This window comes from uncultured Ruegeria sp. (assembly GCF_947504215.1).
GTDB lineage: Bacteria > Pseudomonadota > Alphaproteobacteria > Rhodobacterales > Rhodobacteraceae > Ruegeria.
The window spans coordinates 692,153-710,656 of the sequence record NZ_CANNGO010000001.1 but is presented as its reverse complement, the minus strand read 5'-3'; the positions used below and the strand labels follow the sequence as shown (position 1 = coordinate 710,656).

Sequence of the window (18,504 nt, the reverse complement as noted above, 5' to 3'; positions counted from 1 at the left end):
CCAGAAATCCGACGCTAAGCCCTTGCTTGCGCCGACAAGGATATGGTCCCATCCTAGGATAGATCAAAAACCCTGTGCCGCGCATGGGAGAAAAAATGGGGAGGAGCCACATGGCATTTGAGGGTCTAGAAGACAAAGCACGTATGGAGCAGGAAATGTCCTGGGAGGATCGCGATCTCCCGGTCACGTTCCATCAGTTGTTGTCGCGAACAGCAGGTAAGTTTCCAAACCACAAGGCGATCAGTTTCCAGCTGTTCTCGGGCCCGAATGATAAGGCCGAAACACTGACGTGGTCCGACTTGCTGGGCAAAGTCAATCAGGCAGCCAACCTGTTCCGGTCACTCGGTGTGGGTGAAAAGGATGTGGTGGCGTATGTTCTGCCCAATTGCAACGAAACGCTTGTGACCATGATGGGCGGCGCCGTGGCGGGGATCGTCAATCCGATCAACCCATTGCTGGAACCTGAACAGATTGCCTCCATTCTACGCGAAACCAAAGCTAAGGTTGTGGTGACGCTGAAGTCCTTCCCGAAGACAGATGTGGCACAAAAGGTTGAAGAAGCCGTCCGCCACGCGCCCAAGGTCAACACAATTCTGGAAATCGACCTGAACCGTTACCTGACGCCACCGAAATCCTGGCTGGTGCCCTTCCTGCGTCCCAAAATGGGTGACAAAGAGCATCTGGCCCATGCGGATTACAAAAGTTTCAATCAGGAGTTGGCCAAACAGCCGACCAGCCTGACATTTGAAGACAGCAAAGAAGATCGTGTGGCCTGCTACTTCCACACTGGTGGGACCACGGGCATGCCCAAAGTCGCGCAACACAAGTATTCCGGGCTGGTCTACAATGGCTGGCTGGGAAATACGCTGCTGTTTGACGAAAATGACGTGATCATGTGCCCGCTGCCCATGTTCCACGTCTTCGCGGTGCATGTGATCATGATGGCCGCCGTCTCATCCGGCGCGCACGTCATCTTCCCGACACCGGCCGGGTATCGCGGCGACGGCGTATTTGACAATTTCTGGAAGCTGATCGAGCGCTGGAAGGTGTCGTTCATCATCACGGTTCCAACGGCGATTTCGGCCAAAATGCAGCGCCCGGTAGATGCGGATATCTCATCCGTGAAAACCGCGTTTTCGGGCTCCGCACCCTTACCCGTGGAACTGTTCCGACGTTTCGAAGAAGCAACTGGTGTCACGATCGTCGAAGGCTATGGCCTGACCGAGGCCACCTGCCTTGTGTCCTGTAACCCGGTGGATGGCGAGAAGAAGATCGGCTCAATCGGTATTCCGTTCCCCTATACGGATGTCAAAATCCTGCAGGATGGGCCAGATGGTCCCAAGGAATGTGGTGCTGACGAGATCGGCGAGATCTGTATATCGAACCCTGGCGTCTACGCGGGCAACACTTATACCGAGGCGGAAAAGAACGCGAACCTCTATCATTTCGACAAGTATCTGCGCACGGGCGATCTGGGTCGATTTGACGAGGATGGGTATCTGTGGATCACAGGGCGCGCCAAGGACCTGATCATCCGTGGCGGCCACAACATTGACCCGGCAGAGATTGAAGAGGCATTGCTGGGCCATGAGGCGGTCGCCTTTGCGGGCGCCATCGGCCAACCGGATGCCCATTCAGGTGAAGTGCCTTGTGCCTTTGTAGAACTCGTCGACGGTGCCAGCGTGACTGAAGAAGAGTTGCTGGAGTACTGCACAGTCCACGTCCACGAACGGGCCGCGCAACCCAAGCACATGACGATTCTGACAGAGTTGCCAAAAACCGCCGTTGGCAAGGTGTTCAAACCTGATCTGCGCAAAAACGCGATTACCCGTATCTACAACGGCGCGCTTGAAAAAGCGGGCGTCGATGCGCGGGTTGTCTCGGTCATCGATGACAAAAAGCGTGGGCTTGTCGCACAGCTTGACGCGAACGGCTCCTCCGAAGACGATGTCAGCACAGTGCTGGGAACGTTCACCCGGCCATGGGAGTGGGCAGCCTGATCACGGAGGGGCTATGGATTATGAACGTCTGATTGATGAAGAAACCTGGGCGTTCATAAGACGGACGGCTGAAAGCTATCCCGACGATGCGGTTGACCTGTCCATAGACGATCAACGCCGGGTTTATGACACGATGTGTCAGGACTTTCGCCAACCCCGACCCAATCAAGTAAAAACGCAGGACCGGTCCGCCGACGGCGTCCCGGTTCGCGTTTACACAGCCGGAGATCCGACCCGAAGCGTTGTCTACTTCCATGGCGGCGGCTTCATATTGGGTGGTCTCGACAGCCACGATGACGTCTGTGCCGAGATTTGCGTGCAAACTGGGTATCGCGTTGTGGCTGTTGATTATCGGTTGTGCCCGGAACATGTGCATCCGGCGCAGTTTGACGACAGTTGGGCCGCCGTCGAATGGGCTGCCAGCGAATTTGGCGATCCCATCGTTCTTGCAGGCGACAGCGCCGGCGGTAATCTGGCAGCATCCGTCGCGCATCGCGCGCGCGGGCGGCTAGGGCATGTTTTAGGGCAAGTGCTGATCTATCCGGGTCTGGGCGGTGACAGGACGCAAGGGTCGTATGTTGAACATGCTTATGCGCCGCTTCTGACGCTCGAAGACATCCAGTTCTACGAAAAGCTTCGCTTTGGGGAAACGAAACCCGAGAGGGATGCAACTTATGCCCCTTTGAATGATACCGACTTCTCGGGGCTTCCACCAACTGTTGTCATCACCGCCGACTGTGACCCACTGCGCGATGATGGACCGGCGTATTGTGAGAAAATCATAGCGTCAGGGGGCAAAGCGCATTGGATCAACGAACCGGGCCTTGTTCACGGGTATCTTCGCGCCCGAACAACGGTCAAACGCGCGTCTGACAGTTTTGAAAGAATCTCGGTCGCGATCGAGGCTTTGGGGCAGGGCATCTGGTCCTACGACTGATGCCCCGCCGGATTACTTCAGAAACGGCTCGGCCTGCATTGTCTCTGCAACCGGGGCGCCCATGCGTTTCAATATTGTCGGTGCCAGTTGCAGCTGGTCAATGACCGTGTCCGGATCAGGGCCTTGCGCATCACCGAAATAGTAAAGCGCCGTATCTTGCTGTAGCTCACCGCACCCGCCGTGATGTCCACGCTCGTCCTGTCCGTGGTCTGCGGTCACGATCACTTCGTATCCCAATTGGCGCCACCGGGGGATGAAAGGGGCCAACATTTCATCCATCACAAAGCACGCATGGTCCATTTCCTGACAGTCGTGAAAATAGCGATGCCCCATGCTGTCCAGCGTACAGCTGTGCAGAATGCCGTAATCCAGCCCGTGTCGCAGGCACAGATTGGTCAGCGTGGCAAAAAGATCCACGTCCGACGGCGTCATCTGATTGTCCTTGCCATAGCCGGTCATCGAGTGAAAGCGACCGTGGTTGATCGTCTGGCTATCTGGTTCGTCATATTCGACGTCACGCACATAGTCGAACGGATGGCGATTGAAAAACTGTGACCAGAAGCTGTGGGTTACGGCGCCGGTCTTGCCCCCGGCTTCTCTCACCTGGCTGAACACGTCCTTGTGGCCCAGGCGGAATACATTCCCATTGCCGGTACAGCCATGTTCCTGCGGCTTCACACCGGTATGGATCGAAGCATAGCAACTGGCAGAAATCGACGGCAGAACCGCGCGATGTTTCCAGACGCGCGCCTCACCGTTTTGAACCCAGCCTTCCAGGTTACCAAAAAGGCGGCGAAAGTTGCGATACGGAACTCCGTCCAGAATGATCAGTAGAATTTTGCGATCCATGCTGTGCCTTTCCACTTCTGTTTTGCGTGTTGTGGTTTCAAGCACGCCGTTTGGCTGTCAGAAAAGCGACAGTATTATCGCTTAAACAGCATAATTGTGTTGTCGAAATTGTGAACCGCATCAATGGCGACGGACACTATTGTTGTTCTTGTCGCAAACCAGCTCTGGATGACTCATGGCCAAAATCTCCAAACGCAAGAAAGCCCAGAAACAAAGGGCAAAAAAGTCTGAGGCGCAGCAAAACCCCTCTCGTCGCGATGTATTGCGCTGGGCGCGGCATGTTGGCGTTGCCGCCGTGGCAATTGGCGGCGGCGGTTTCTGGATGATGCGATCGGTAAACGCGATGCAGGCTGAGCAGGATCTTACGCGGATCGGTCAAGGCAAACCGGTGGTGGTTCAGGTGCATGATCCGCAATGTGCGACATGTACTGCCCTGCAACGCGAAACCCGAAATGCGATGAAGCAATTTGGTGAATGCGATTTGGTGTATCTGGTTGCGGATGTCAGTCAGACAAAGGGCGCAACCTTTGCCAACCGTTATGGCGTGCCGCACGTGACATTGCTGTTGTTCGACGGTGATGGGAGGTTGCTGCAAACGTTAAGCGGCATGCGGTACCGGGACGAGTTAAGCGAGCTACTGGTCCGACATCAGCAGCGATACGGCAGCACTGCGTGAGAAAAACAAAACCCGGCGTGTCGAAACGCGCCGGGTTCAAGTGTTGATATGCGGGCTTAGTTCCCGGCGCTTTCCATTTTTCGATGCGCAACGACCTCTTCCAGCCATCCCAGATGCATCTCGGGCACCGAACTAAGCAACAGGTCGGTATAGTCGTCAAATGGCGGGCTCAGGACCTCGCTCTTGGGACCATAGCGAACCACGCGACCCTGATACATCACCGCGATACTGTCGCTGATGGCGCGCACCGTCGCCAGATCGTGGGTGATGAACAGATAGGCCACGTCCTCGATCTTTTGCAGATCTAACAACAGTTTCAGGATGCCATCTGCGACCAGCGGGTCCAATGCTGATGTTACTTCGTCACAGATGATCATCTTGGGCTTGGCTGCAAGCGAACGGGCAATGCAGACACGCTGTTTCTGACCGCCCGACAGCTCTGCCGGATAGCGATCCATGAACTTTTCGCCCAGTTCGATCTCATCCAGCAGTTCGATGATCCGCTTGCGCTTTTCCGCACCACGCATGCCAAAATAGAACTCCAGCGGCCGACCGATGATTGTCCCGACGGTCTGGCGCGGGTTCATCGCAACATCCGCCATCTGGTAGATCATTTGCAGCTCACGCAGATCTTCACGCGAACGTCCGGCCAGATCCGCCGAAAGCTTGCGCCCTGCAAATGTGATCTCACCGCCGCTGGGCGGTAGTAGACCTGTAATCACCCGCGCCAACGTGGATTTGCCCGAACCGGATTCGCCCACAACAGCCAATGTCTGTCCTGGATGAAGCTCGACATTGACGTTGTGCAACACGTCGAAGTTCAGCCCCTTGTAGCGTGCGGTGATCCCGTCGACGCTCAGCACCGGGTCCGGCGTGGGCTGTTTCTCTTCATGTTCGATCGAGCGGACCGAGACCAACGCTTGGGTGTACTCTTCCTGCGGTTTGTTGATGATCTGATCCGTGCTGCCGTATTCGACCGTGTTGCCCATTTTCAGGACCATGATGTCGTCGCTGACTTGCGCCACAACAGCAAGGTCGTGAGTGATATAGAGAGCGGCAACACCAGTGTCGCGAATGGCTTCTTTGATCGCCATCAGAACGTCGATCTGGGTGGTCACGTCCAACGCTGTTGTGGGTTCGTCAAACACCACGAGATCCGGCTCGGGACACAAGGCGAGGGCGGTCATGCAACGTTGTAGCTGCCCACCGGAAACCTGGTGCGGATACCGATCCCCGATATTGTCCGGATCAGGCAACCCCAGTTTGGCGAACAGCTCGCGCGCGCGCTTTTCGGCTTCCTTGCGCGAGAATTTTTTCTGTTCGACCGCGGCTTCGACAACCTGATCCATGATTTTTTTGGCAGGGTTGAAGGACGCCGCTGCGGATTGCGAAACATAGGTTACTTCGCCCCCGCGCAATTTGCGGATGTCGCCAAGCGGAGATTTCAGGATATCCCGCCCATTGACCCAGACTTCGCCGCCAGTGATTTCAACACCGCCCCGACCGTAAGCCATGGATGCTAAGCCAATGGTGGATTTGCCGGCCCCGGATTCGCCAATTAGCCCTAAGACTTTGCCGGGCGCGAGGTCAAAGCTGACCCCGTGCACGATTTCAATGTCATGGGGTTTTTCACCCGGCGGATACACAGTCGCGCCGATCTTGAGGTCGCGGACCTTGAGAAGGGTATCACTCATCCCCGGCCTCCTTTCAGCGAAGTTGTACGGTTCAGCACCCAGTCAGCCACAAGGTTGACCGAGATGGCGAGTGTCGCGATCGCGACGGCCGGGTATAGTGCTGCGCCGATGCCATAGACGATGCCATCTTTGTTTTCCTTCACGATACCGCCCCAATCTGCCAGCGGCGGCTGCACGCCCAGACCCAGGAACGACAGGGTCGAAATGAACAGCACCATAAAGATGAACCGCAGACCGAACTCTGCCACCAATGGTGACAGCGCGTTGGGCAGAATTTCCCGGAAGATGATCCAGACCCGGCCCTCACCACGCAGTTTGGCGGCCTCGACATAATCCATCACGTTGATATCCACCGCGACAGATCGCGACAAACGATAGGGGCGTGTGGCGTCCAAAAGGCCCATCACAAGGATCAGGATCGGAACGGTCACAGGGACAATTGCCAGAATGACCAGCGCCAGAATCAGCGTGGGAATCGACATGACCAGATCGACCGCCCGGCTTAGAACCTGATCAGCCCAGCCGCCCATAACTGCTGCAAGCAGTCCAAGTGACGTACCGGTCAGAAAGCTAAGGAGCGTCGCAGCCGCCGCGATAAAGATCGTGGTACGGCCACCATAGATCATGCGGGTCAGCAGATCGCGTCCGATATTGTCGGTTCCCAGTAAATGTTTGGCACTGGCGGGTTCCCAGACGTCCCCAACCACTTCGGCCATTCCGTAAGGCGCGATCAAAGGCGCGGCGATGGCCACCAAAAAGTAGGTGCCAGTGAAAAACAGACCGATGGCTGCCGAAATAGGAATATTCTTCATCATTTCGGGTGCCTCAGTCTTGGGTTCGCAAGGATAGACACAATGTCCGCGACCATGTTCAGGCCAATGTAGACGGCCGCGAAGACTACGCCGCAGGCCAGAACAACCGGCACATCGCGTTTGGTCACGGCGTCGACAAGGTATTGCCCCATGCCGGGATAGACGAACACAACCTCAACCACGACAACGCCGACCACCAGATAAGCCAGGTTCAACATGACAACGTTTACGATTGGTGAAATGGCATTTGGAAAGGCGTGTCTGGCGATAACCTGAAAGGTGGACAGTCCTTTGAGTTCGGCAGTCTCGATATACGCAGACTGCATCAGGTTCAAAATTGCGGCCCGGGTCATACGCATCATCTGCGCCAGAACCACGAGTGTCAGAACCAACGCCGGCAGCGCAATTGCATACAGTTTTTGCCCCAACGACATGGAATCGTTGACCATTGCAAGGGACGAAAACCACCCCAGCTTTACCGAAATGAAATACACCAGCACATAACCAATGAGAAACTCGGGGATCGAAACCGTTGTCAGCGTGATCGCTGAAATTAGTTTGTCCGGCCAACGGTTGCGGTAGCGGACGGCCAACAGGCCCAGAAAAATCGCAAGCGGAACCGAGACGATCGCGGCAACACACGCCAGGAACAGCGTATTTCCCAGTCGTTTTCCGATACTGTCAGCGATATCGAGCTTGTTGGTGAGCGACTGACCCAGATCACCTTGCAGGATGCCTGTCAGCCATTCGACATAGCGGGTCAATGCGGGACGGTCCAAACCCATCTCTTCGCGCAGGTTTGCAAGGGCCTCGGGGGTTGCGGACTGCCCCAGGACGGCTTGCGCGGCGTCTCCGGGAAGGGCTTCGGTCAGGCCAAAAATCAAGGCCGAAGCGCCGAGCAGTAATAGGATTCCCAGCGCCAGGCGCTGGGAAACCAGTTTGATGATAGGATGCATGATCCGTTGTCCGTATCAGACGAACCACATTTTGCGGGATATATTACCGTTCATCATCTCTTGCGTCGGGTCAGATTCCCACCCGTCCAGCTGGTTGCTGATACCCTCGACAAAGTCGTTGAACATCGGGCAGATCAGGCCGCCTTCGTCGCGGACCATTCGGCCCATCTGGCTGTAGATGCCCTTGCGTTTTTCAACGTCCAGCTCCGCCTTGGCCGCGAATAGCATGTCGTCGAACGCCTGAACCTTGAACCGGGTGTCGTTCCAGTCTGCGGTGGACAGATATGCGGTCGAATACATCTGATCCTGAACCGGACGGCCACCCCAGTACGACGCGCAGAACGGTTGAACGTTCCAAACTTCGGACCAGTATCCATCATTGGGCTCACGCTTGATTTCCAGCGGGATACCAGCCTGAGCAGCGGTCTGCTGGAACAGCGCTGCTGCGTCGACGGCACCTGGGAAGGCACCATCTGCAACACGCAGGATGATGGGTGAGCCATCATGACCGGACTTTTTGTAGTGTTCTGCAGCTTTCTCGATGCTGAACTCGCGCTGTTCGATTGTCTCGTCAAACAACGGATATGCCGCATTGATTGGCATGTCGTTCCCGATTGAGCCGTAGCCGCGCAGGACCTTGTCGACCAGGTCGGCGCGGTTGATGGCGTATTTCAGTGCCAGTCGCAGTTCATTGTTGTCGAACGGTGCCGTATCGCAATGCATGATGAACACATAGTGCCCACGACCAGCCGTCGAATTCACCGTCAGATTGGGCGCGCGGCCCAGCAGGTCGGCAACCTTTGGTTCAACCCGGTTGATCGCGTGCACCTGACCGGATTGCAGCGCAGCAGTACGCGCTGTCGCGTCGTTGATGACGACCACTTCGACGCTGTCAAAGTTACCGAAATCGCTGTTCCAGTGGTTTTCGTTCTTGGTGAACAGGTGGCGTACACCCGGTTCATCAACTTCCAGCTTATAGGGGCCGGTACCTATACCTGCTGCAGGGTTGTCCATGCCGCCATCGGGCTGAATGATCAGGTGATAGTCAGCCATCAGATAGGGCAGGTCGGCATTTGGCTCGGTCAGGGTGACCTGGAAGTTGTCGCCATCAGCCTTCATCGACTCGATGCCTTTCATGATGCCGAGGGCACCCGACTTGGAGTCTTCGTTCGAATGGCGCTCCATCGTCTTCAGAACGTCTTCGCTGGTCATGGTCTTGCCGTTGTGAAACTCGACACCCTGACGCAGCTTGAAGGTCCAGACCTTGGCGTCTGCACTGCCTTCAACGCTTTCGGCAAGGCGTGGCTCGATTGTACCGTCAGGTGCCACCTCAACCAGTTGGTCGCCAAACTGCTTGCCGTTCTGGAACGGAACCGAGCTGGCATAGGTTGCCGGGTCGAGCGAGTTCGTAGATTCGCCGCCCTGCAGGCCAAATTTCAGATCACCACCCTTTTTGGCGCCTGCAGCGCGGGCGGCATCTGCGAACATTGTGCTGGCCATCGCGGCAGTGACCCCAAGGGCGGCCGCTTTCCCCATGAATTCGCGGCGTGTTAGTTTTCCTGCCGTCACTTGTCCGGTCATGTGAGTGAGTTGGTCGTTCATGCAAAGATCTCCCTTTGGTTTGTTATAGCCCTTTGCGGACTTTTTATTGACGCTTGAGTCAACGTTGGCGCATTTCAACCTGCCGGGCAAGTTTAAAGTCCTGCCCTTAGTGGTTGGATCTACAAGTTGTTCCGCGCTATCGTGTCCTCCTTGAGCGTTGAAAACAATAGCACTTCGTTTTCGTAGGCGTTTATCGAAGCGCGCAGATAGAAATTTTCGGCGTCAGACCACATCTCGCAACTTGTCGCAGTTTTCAATTCCAGGTCGCCGCGTTTTTGTTCCTGGATCCAGTCACAGGTGCCCCGTGCAGAAAGCGGGTCATCGGGACGTATTGACCAAATCTCATGTGCAGAACCGCCACTTATCAACCCATGCGCGCAATCTTCGACAAGACCAAAATCATCTTCGATGATCAGACGTATTTCTCCGGTATTCATATCCGTTTCGACACGGCGGGAATTCAATGTTTCCCGTAAGGTTTTGACTTTCCGCGGCTCTTCAGAATCAGGCGGAGGAAACACGCACTCGTCAGACGACACAGGTTCCCGCTGCGGGATCGTAACCTCGCCCGCTGTCAAATGCAGCTCGGCCATCTCTGGAGAGGGCCAGATCAACGGCCAATATGCGCTGGAGACAGACAGGCGCAACCGATGCCCCTTAGGGACACGGTAGGCAATGTGATCCAGGTCAACTTCAATTTGATAAGGTTCGCCGGGTGTTAGCGGCGCGGGGTCTGCATGGCTGTCCCGGTGCGCGAGGTTCAGAACCCCGTAGGTGATTCTGGTCGTGGCGCCGTCGGGATGAATATGGTTCAGGCGTATCGCGATCTGAGACTGCGGTTTGTCGGTGCTGACCGTCAGTCGCACCCGCGGTGCGCCTACGATGTCCATGGTATCGCCCAGCGGTTCGCTGTCAAAACAGGCCGACAATGAATCATCGGTCCGCTGGTCGCCAGGCATGTCAGGGCCCAACCAGATGGCGCAATACTCGCCGCCATCCATGCCGCAATGCTGGGGCGAGCGTATGCGCACATTCAAATGACCGGCCTGACCGAACCCCGCATCCGAAATGGGCAAGGTCACAGTGGGCAGTTGAGATGTCGCACCATCAGGTTCTGCGATCCAGTGACCGGCCCGCTCGGCGTACCAACGTTCAGGGCGCACACCGTCCATCACATAGGCCCGGTAATCCGGATCGTTTTCCACCCCGGTGTCTACGTCTTTCAACCAATGGTCCCACCACCGCAACGCTTCCTGAAGGAAGCCAATCCGGGGTTCTGGCACTGCAAAATGCGGGTATTTGTGAACCCAGGGACCAACGATGCCCTTAACCGGAGTGTTCAACTGTTCGATGAGCAACGGAACGGTGTTTTTATACGCGTCCCCCCAGCCACCAACCGCGAGCGTCGCTGCACGGATCGCCCCAAAATCTTCGCACACCGAGCCATGTCGCCAGTAGTCGTCGCGTGTTTGATGCCGCAACCAAACTGACGGCAAAAACGGCTCGTTCTCCAACCGATCCAACCATAGCTCACGCCAGTTCGGGCGTAACTCGGGGTCGGGCGCACGCGAGGAATAGGACCACATCGTCGCGCCCCACCCGAGGTTTTCGTTCAACAGACATCCACCCTTGTAGTGGATATCATCTGCATACCGATCCGCTGTCGAACATAGGGTGATGATGGCCTTAAGCGGGTCGGGTCGCATCGCGGCGACCTGTAATGCGTTAAAGCCGCCCCAGCTGATTCCCATCATCCCAACCGAGCCACTGCACCAAGGTTGATCCGTCAGCCACTGAATAACTTCGACAGCATCATCCAGTTCTTGCTGGGTATACTCATCGGTCATCAAGCCTTCGCTATCGCCGTTGCCGCGCATATCCACACGAATGCAGGCGTAGCCGCGTTTGGCGAACCACGGATGGGTTAGTTCATCCCGTGCGGCGGTGCCATCGCGTTTGCGATAGGGGAGATATTCCAGAATTGCCGGAACCGGAGACTGATCTACGTCCGTGGGTCGCCATACCCGAGCAGACAGGCGACACCCATCAGATAATTGAATGCCTAAGTCGGCGATTTCCTCGATCTCACTTAGCGAGTTGGGTGCAGACGTCATTGTGGCAGTCTCCGGGTCCTGTTGGTCATAGGACAGGGTAAAAACGTCAAACTACCTTCTTATTGCGACAACCAGATCCATGACATTTGTGCCCGTTGGGCCGGTCACAAGCAAAGCATCAACATTGTCCAGATAGCTGCCACTATCGGCGTTTTCTAATGCTGTTTCGGCCCCCTCGGCCCAGGTTGAACTATCAACGATCCCACCTGCCGCGTTTGTCGGGCCATCCGTGCCGTCGGTGCCACCAACAACCACCGTGATTCCAGAGACGCCGGATATCTCGCGCCCCAAAGCAAGGGCAAGGGCCTGATTTCGACCGCCGCGCCCCGGGTTGTCGGGCAGAACCACCGTCGGCTCACCACCAAATACCATCACGCCGGGGTCCATCTGCCGCAATCGCGACCCCAGATACGCAGACACAGCAAGATAATCATCGTGCAGGGCCTCTTCATCCGCGTGCACGGTGAACCCGGCGACCTGCGCCGCATTTGTTGCCGCAGCTCGGGCATGTGCGTTTGATGCGATAATACGGGTTGTGGCCTCGAAGGTGTAGGTATCTGGCAATGCGCCAATCCCCGACCCGATGACGTGAAGATTATCCCCCGGAACATCTGATATCGCCAGAACCGTTACTTTTTTGCCCGTAAAATGTGACAGCAATCCACCGCCTTTGACACGGGACATCGCGCGACGTTTTGCATTCATTGCCGTGATATCCAGACCTTCGGACAGCAAACTCCTGTTCAGGGCCTCAAGATCCTCAAGCGAGTTTCCCGGCAACAGATCCTCGGCCAACGACGACGCCCCACCCGAGACCAAAAGCAGCAGATGCGAGCCCGGCTGCATTGCCTCAGCAGCTAGGCGTAAAGCGCGCCCACCTGCAAGGCTTCGGCCGTCAGGCACGGGATGAGAGGCTTCGATGACCTCAACGCCGTCAGGCAGATTCCGGCCATGATCATCCTTGGTGACCACAAGGGTGGGAACGATTCCGAAATGATCCAACGCTGCGCGCGCCATCGCTGCGGCGGGTTTCCCGACGGCCAGAATACGATCGGGTTTCGGGACGTCCGACAAAGCGGATTGTGTTGCAGTGTACCCGTCGACCGCCGCGACCCCAGCCTGCCACAGTTTGATTGCTTGTTCTGCTTGGGTCATTGGCTGTCCATCCAGATTGTTACAGGCCCGTCATTGAGCAACTCAACAGCCATATCAGCGCCGAATTGCCCCTTTTCCACGGCAATCCCGTGCGATACCAGGTATTGGCCAAAAACGTCGTACAAGTGTTTACCTGTTTCCGGCGCAGCAGCTTCGGAAAAGCCAGGGCGGTTGCCGCTAGCGGTGTTGGCGGCCAATGTGAACTGGCTGACGACAAGAGCAGATCCGCCGCTGTCTACGATCGAGCGGTTCATCTTGCCAGCGTCATCCTTGAAAATGCGTAGCTTTGAAACCTTGGCGGCCAGCTTCGCGGCCTGCTGTTCGTCATCACCTTGCATCGCACACACAAAAATTAGCAACCCAGGTCCTGATTGTCCGACAACAACCTCATCGACCGAGACCTTGGCATGGGAAATGCGTTGTAGCAGCGCGCGCAAATTGAACCTCTGATGTTGTGCAAGTCTGTTTGATGGGAAGGTTTATCCGCGCCAGTCGACAATGTCACCCAAAGCCGCGCGATCCGTTCGAAAAGCGTTTGCAGGGTGGTCTGTGTCTGAATAGCCAAATGAAATCGCGCACAAGATCAACCGGTCATCCGGGATATCAAAATAGCGATGTAAAAACGGGCTATAGCTGGCAAGCGCCGCTTGTGGAATTGTCGCAATGCCGAGCGCCTGAGCGGCCAGGGTAAATGCCGTGACAAACCCGCCGCAATCCAAAGCACCATAAGCGCCCAGTTCCACAGGGCTAGAGACAATGGCGCAATGCGGTGCACCAAACAAAGTGAAGTTTTTCATCATTTGACGCGCAGATGCGGTGCGATCACCGCGTTCGACACCGGTTGCTTCGTATAAAGCCCAGCCGCAGGTGCGTCGGCGATCCTGATAGACACCGGAATACGACGTGGGAAAAGGCAGATCTGGGGTGGGAGTGCCTGTCTCGGCTTCGATCCGCATGGCGCGGCGGAAGGTGTCCGTTTCCTCACCGCTGGTGATCACCGCATGCCATGGTTGCGCATTGCACCAGCTTGGAACACGCGAGGCGCTGGTCAGGATTTGTTCGATCTGACCCTTGGGGACCGGGTCGGGACGAAACGCACGGCAGGAATGCCGATCCTCAAGCAGGGTATTCAGTACGGATATTGTCACAGCGGCTTTCTCCCCAAACTCGCGACGCGGAGGATGGCTTCGGACCAAAGGATGTTCAAGGGGGCGTGGGTGTCTGGCGGGCAAGGGTTATTGTTGCCCTGTCGCCACCATGTAACCGACACCGGCAGCAATCAGCAGGCTCAGAACAACAGCGATGGTGATTTTGATTGCGGACCAGGGGCGCTCTCCCTGTACACGACCCGTTCGCCCGTTCACCACGAAACGATAGGTTTGCCCGCGATATTTGTAGGCGGCCATCCAAACTGGCAGCAGGATGTGCTTAAAAGTAACATCCCGGACGTCGGTGTCCACGGCATGGATGCGCTGCCGGTCTCCTCCGATATCGAAACGCACATCCCGCTCGATTACCCGCGCCATGTAGGCGCGCGCCTCGGCGTGACCCTCTCGCAATTCAACGGTGTAGGCCTCGGCCCGAAAACCCGCCAGATACTCGGGTTGATAGGGTTCCAATGCAGGCAAGTCCCAAGGCTCAAGCGCATCTGTGTATTTTTTGGGGAGAGAGCGCGACGCCAATACCAGAACGTCGTCAAAGAACCGCGCCACACGTCCTGACTTAGGTGTCCAACGGGTTCTTGGCACTTGTTGCTGCACGCGTTTGCCGTCGCGCATCACCGTGCGGGTTTCATAGTACACCACGCCACGCTCGCCGCGATAGCTGGACTTTGTGTCCGCATCGAAGGTCCAGTAGGGCACGTAAATACCCTGCATCCGGCGCCCTTTTCGGGCATAGTCTTTCAGCCCATTGGGGGCAAACCACAGACCACCTAACCAATCACTCATGCCTTTATGAGCGGCGCGTTCGTCCAACGCGAACGGCAACACACCTTTCGGCTTGATATGCCTGCTGACCCCGGTATCCGTCACCACCGGCGTGGCGCAGAACGGACATTCGGCTGCATGCGTGTCCGGATCGAACTCGACCTGAGCGGCACAGTTCGGACAGGACAGTACCCGGGTTTCCTCAATCTCGCTTTCGGGCAGGCGGTCGGCGATGGCCGCGTCAAAATCCAACTCACGCAAGCTGGCACCGCCCCATGGGCCGGTGCTGATCGGCTCGGAATGACCGCAATGGTCACAGCTCAGGGTGCCGTCACCCGGATTGAAGCGGTAATCCGCCCCACATTGGTCGCAGGGAAAGCGGTGTTCTTCAGTCATTTGTCCGCCTTGTTTGCTGGCACGATGCTAGTCGGTGGGCATCAAGCGCCCGGAGGTGGAGGCGGCAGGATCGTAAACAACTGCGCCAATTCCTGAACATCACCAGCCTTTTTCCAACCATCCTGGCCCGCTGTCCAAACATGCGTATCGCGCGTGATCTCACCGTCGGTCGCCATGCGGCCCATCTTGGCCTTCGAAAACGGCCCGCTTGTCTGACCGTCAGCCGCGATATGCCACACATGCTCGACCGGAGGCGGTGGCGGCGGTGCCGCATGCGCTGGTGGTTGCTGGGCAGCGTGGGCGGACGATCCCCAAGGGCCGCTGGGTTGGCCCGCTGTCATATTCGACAATTGCTGCGCCATCGCCATGCCCATCCCCATACCAAGACCGGCGCCCATGCCACCGCCTTGTCCGGGGTTGTTTGCAGCCGCTGTCATTGCCTCTGCTGCCGAATACTGGGTGAATTTGCCCAAGTCTCCTGCCAGACCCATCGAGGTGCGCTTGTCCAGCGCGGCCTCGACAGCTGGTGGCAGCGAAATGTTCTCAATATAAAACTCGGGCATATCCAGCCCATAGCCGTCAAGAACGGGTGAGACTTCGGCCGCGATCAACTTGCCCAGATCGGCCGTGTTCGCGGCCATATCCAACACTGGGATGCCCGAGCCTGCGATGACACGGCTAAATTCCTGAACGATGATGTTGCGGATCTGAAAACTGATCTCGTCCATGGTGAATTCGCCATCGGTGCCGACGATTTCGACCAGGAATCTCGCCGGGTCCTTGACGCGAACTGTATACGTACCAAAGGCGCGGATGCGCGTTGGACCGAACTCTGGATCCCGCAGCATGATCGGGTTTTTTGTACCCCATTTCAGGTCGTTGAACCGTGTCGTATTGACGAAGTAGATCTCCGACTTGAACGGAGACTGGAACCCATGATCCCAATGCTGCAGCGTCGTCAGGATGGGCATGTTGTTGGTTTCAAGCATGTAAAGACCCGGCGTGAACACATCCGCCAACTGCCCTTCGTGCACAAACACAGCTGCTTGACCTTCGCGAACGGTCAACTTGGCTCCATACTTGATTTCGTGCCCTTCACGTTCGAACCGCCAGACCATTGTGTCACGGCTGTCATCCACCCAGTGAATGACATCAATGAATTCTCCGGTCAGAAAATCGAAAATTCCCATTTGGGTTCTCCTGTCCTTGGGGTCAGAGCGGCTGCCCCATGATTTCACGTGCAATGATCCGCACCACAGGTCGGGCCTGATCGACCGAGACGCCAGGCTCCAGACGCGGATCATACAACATTGTCAGCAGTTTCTCGTCATGGCTGGTTAGCAACGCAAACTCATCATCATCGTTGAAGATCGATGGTCGCGCGGCCGGGCTGTCGTTGGACAATCCCAGGCCCTGAGCAATTTCTTCGTGAATGCAGCTCCGCCGCACCAGATCAGGCAGCTCGGACCGGATCAAAGTCACGGCGCGTACATATTTGAATGGTGACGCGTTAGTGGCAGAAGCGAATACGAAACAATCAAAATTAGACCGAGGGTTGGCAACCAGTTCCAACGAGGCCTGGCTGATTCCCGGGATCAATTCTTTCAACCGTTTCACGACATATGCGCTGTCGTCCTTCCCGGCGAAAAAGACATGGAAGTTGGCTTTTCGGCTGACCGTCGAAACCGGGTGGTTGGTGAGCTTGGCCAGACGACTGGCAAAAGACTTAACCTGTGCGGCATCCTTTTCACGCGTTGACGGTAAGATCGAAGGGCCAAATTCGGTTTTGATGCGCACAGGTCCAGACCAGCGGCTAAGCTGACCATCTGTCTGGCGCGAGCCAATTGATACGCTGTGATTGGGATATTCGCTGTAGAACGCGATCGCCTCGAAATTCCGTGCAAGATCATCGGCGTCATAAGGCGTATCCGGGCCTCCTCCATCGGTGCGCAGCAAGCCACGTGTCAGCAAATCGCGTTCAACGCGTTTGTAGAACCGGGCCAGATCCTGACTGGCCGCCGACGGAGGGACATAAGCGACAGGCACAGCGACAGGAGCAGCCGGGCGAGGCTCGGGAACAACAGGTGTTGTCAGCGCTTCCTCGCAATTGGCCAACGCCAAAAACGAGGCGGCACTTAGCCCCAACCTGAGTGATCTCATTGGCTGCACGCCCCGTCTACCTTTATCCCGGAACAGCGGTTCCGGCGTTGTCGCCTGTACCATCCTTGCGCGCCTTGGCGGATGCTAGCGTATCGCGCAGTTCGGCCTCCATCTTCTGCAGTTCCTCTTCGGCGGCGGCGCGTTTGGCCTTGCCTTCGTCCGCGATCGCCAGACTTTCGTTGATGGTTCCGATCAGATCCGCATTGGCTTGTTTAACGGCCTCGATGTCGAAGACGCCCCGTTCCATCTCCTCGCGGATCATCTTGTTGGATTCGCGCAGGTTTGCAGCGTTCGAAGTCAGCAATTCATTGGTCAGGTCATTGGCATCGCGCACCGCTGCAGCAGCTTCGGCGCTGCGCTGGATGGTTACAGCCTGCGCCAGTTGTGTTTCCCAAAGCGGCACGGTGTTGACCAGTGTCGAGTTGATCTTGGTCACCAGCGACTTGTCGTTCTCTTGCACCAAGCGGATCGAGGGCAGCGATTGCATCGTTACCTGCCGTGTCAGTTTCAGATCATGGACCCGACGCTCAAGATCGTCGCGTGCGGCGCGGATGTCGCGCAGCTCTTGCGCTTTCATCACCTGCTCTTCTTCCGGTGCGGCCTGAACCGCGGCCTCTCGTTCCGGAATGTCATGGCTGTCGAGTTCGGTCAGCTTTTCTTCACCTGCGGCAATGTACAACGCCAGTTCATCGTAAAATCCCAAGGTTTTCTCATATAGCAAGTCCAGCGACTTGATGTCTTTCAGCAGCGTGTGCTCGTGCCCCAGCAGATCATCTGTGATCCGGTCGATCTGGCCCTGAACATCTTCGAACTGTGCAGTAAACTTGGCAAACGGCGCGGCCTTGCCGAGCAATCTTTCCCACCAGCTGCGCTCGCGGCGGACGTCCAGCTCGCTGATCGAAAACCCGCGGATTGTCGTTACGATGTTTCGCAGGCTGTCGCCAGCAGGTCCAACGTCCTTGTTGCGTACATCCGCAAGCATGGCTTGGCTGATTTCTTGCAACTCGGACTGCGCGGACGATCCGAACGAGACAATCGAGTTGGTGTTCTCCATGTCGATTTCATCCATTCGCTTGCGAATCTCAGCGCTGACAGGTTCATCGGCATCTTCAAGCGAGATGACTTCGGCTTTTGGTTCGGGCAACGCAACTGCGGTGACTTCTTGTACAAGCGTTTCTGCCTGGACCGCCTTGTTCTTGATCTCGTCGGACATGGGGATGTTCCT

The 18,504-nt window shown here is 56.6% G+C and carries 16 protein-coding genes; 3 read left to right on the top strand and 13 right to left on the bottom strand.

The genetic code is table 11. From position 1 onward, the window contains the following. The first annotated feature begins 110 nt into the window (after nt 1-110). Complete coding sequence (locus tag Q1B21_RS03515; protein ID WP_298933444.1) at nt 111-2,000, top strand: acyl-CoA synthetase; 1,890 nt, start codon at nt 111-113, stop codon at nt 1,998-2,000. A 13-nt stretch (nt 2,001-2,013) separates the two neighbouring features. Continuing rightward, the gene (locus tag Q1B21_RS03510) at nt 2,014-2,937 is read left to right on the top strand and encodes an alpha/beta hydrolase (protein ID WP_299885918.1); all 924 of its coding nucleotides are present in this window, start codon (nt 2,014-2,016) and stop codon (nt 2,935-2,937) included. A 12-nt stretch (nt 2,938-2,949) separates the two neighbouring features. Here Q1B21_RS03510 and Q1B21_RS03505 read toward each other — a convergent pair whose 3' ends face one another. Continuing rightward, a complete protein-coding gene (locus Q1B21_RS03505) occupies nt 2,950-3,786 on the bottom strand; it encodes an alkaline phosphatase family protein (protein WP_299885915.1) in 837 nt (278 codons plus the stop codon). 175 nt (nt 3,787-3,961) lie between these two features. Between Q1B21_RS03505 and Q1B21_RS03500 the strand changes: the two genes are divergently transcribed. Further along, nucleotides 3,962-4,462: a thioredoxin family protein gene (locus Q1B21_RS03500; RefSeq protein ID WP_299885912.1), complete on the top strand. Its 501-nt coding sequence runs from the start codon at nt 3,962-3,964 to the stop codon at nt 4,460-4,462. Between the two features lie 56 nt (nt 4,463-4,518). Here the strand turns inward: Q1B21_RS03500 and Q1B21_RS03495 are convergent, their stop codons facing one another. The 12 genes from Q1B21_RS03495 to Q1B21_RS03440 all read right to left on the bottom strand — a co-directional run bounded on the left by Q1B21_RS03495 (nt 4,519) and on the right by Q1B21_RS03440 (nt 18,492). Further along, complete coding sequence (locus Q1B21_RS03495; protein ID WP_299885909.1) at nt 4,519-6,156, bottom strand: ABC transporter ATP-binding protein; 1,638 nt, start codon at nt 6,154-6,156, stop codon at nt 4,519-4,521. Next, on the bottom strand, nt 6,153-6,968 hold the full coding sequence (locus Q1B21_RS03490) for an ABC transporter permease (RefSeq protein ID WP_298933484.1): 816 nt from the start codon (nt 6,966-6,968) through the stop codon (nt 6,153-6,155). The genes Q1B21_RS03495 and Q1B21_RS03490 overlap by 4 nt, the downstream gene beginning before the upstream one ends. Continuing rightward, nucleotides 6,968-7,924, bottom strand: coding sequence for an ABC transporter permease (locus Q1B21_RS03485; RefSeq protein ID WP_299079549.1), 957 nt, complete (start codon nt 7,922-7,924; stop codon nt 6,968-6,970). The genes Q1B21_RS03490 and Q1B21_RS03485 overlap by 1 nt, the downstream gene beginning before the upstream one ends. Nucleotides 7,925-7,939: 15 nt before the next feature. Beyond that, complete coding sequence (locus Q1B21_RS03480) at nt 7,940-9,526, bottom strand: ABC transporter substrate-binding protein (protein WP_299885906.1); 1,587 nt, start codon at nt 9,524-9,526, stop codon at nt 7,940-7,942. 119 nt (nt 9,527-9,645) lie between these two features. Then, entirely contained in the window at nt 9,646-11,640 is a 1,995-nt protein-coding gene (locus tag Q1B21_RS03475; protein WP_299885903.1) for a CocE/NonD family hydrolase, read from the bottom strand. Between the two features lie 51 nt (nt 11,641-11,691). Then, nucleotides 11,692-12,795, bottom strand: a complete 1,104-nt coding sequence (locus Q1B21_RS03470) for a DUF4147 domain-containing protein (RefSeq protein WP_299885900.1) — start codon at nt 12,793-12,795, stop codon at nt 11,692-11,694. After that, nucleotides 12,792-13,232: a D-aminoacyl-tRNA deacylase gene (dtd, locus tag Q1B21_RS03465; RefSeq protein ID WP_299885898.1), complete on the bottom strand. Its 441-nt coding sequence runs from the start codon at nt 13,230-13,232 to the stop codon at nt 12,792-12,794. Before dtd ends, Q1B21_RS03470 begins: the two co-directional genes overlap by 4 nt. A gap of 42 nt (nt 13,233-13,274) precedes the next feature. Continuing rightward, nucleotides 13,275-13,943 carry a nitroreductase gene (locus Q1B21_RS03460; protein WP_299885895.1) on the bottom strand — a complete coding sequence of 223 codons (669 nt, stop codon included), beginning with the start codon at nt 13,941-13,943 and terminating at the stop codon, nt 13,275-13,277. Between the two features lie 87 nt (nt 13,944-14,030). Continuing rightward, nucleotides 14,031-15,119, bottom strand: coding sequence for a TFIIB-type zinc finger domain-containing protein (locus Q1B21_RS03455; RefSeq protein WP_299885892.1), 1,089 nt, complete (start codon nt 15,117-15,119; stop codon nt 14,031-14,033). A gap of 41 nt (nt 15,120-15,160) precedes the next feature. Next, on the bottom strand, nt 15,161-16,309 hold the full coding sequence (locus tag Q1B21_RS03450; RefSeq protein ID WP_299885889.1) for an SPFH domain-containing protein: 1,149 nt from the start codon (nt 16,307-16,309) through the stop codon (nt 15,161-15,163). Nucleotides 16,310-16,331: 22 nt separating this feature from the next. Then, on the bottom strand, nt 16,332-17,279 hold the full coding sequence (locus Q1B21_RS03445; protein WP_299885886.1) for a DUF2927 domain-containing protein: 948 nt from the start codon (nt 17,277-17,279) through the stop codon (nt 16,332-16,334). 22 nt (nt 17,280-17,301) lie between these two features. Next, nucleotides 17,302-18,492, bottom strand: coding sequence for a toxic anion resistance protein (locus tag Q1B21_RS03440; protein WP_298933416.1), 1,191 nt, complete (start codon nt 18,490-18,492; stop codon nt 17,302-17,304). Nucleotides 18,493-18,504 lie beyond the last annotated feature (12 nt).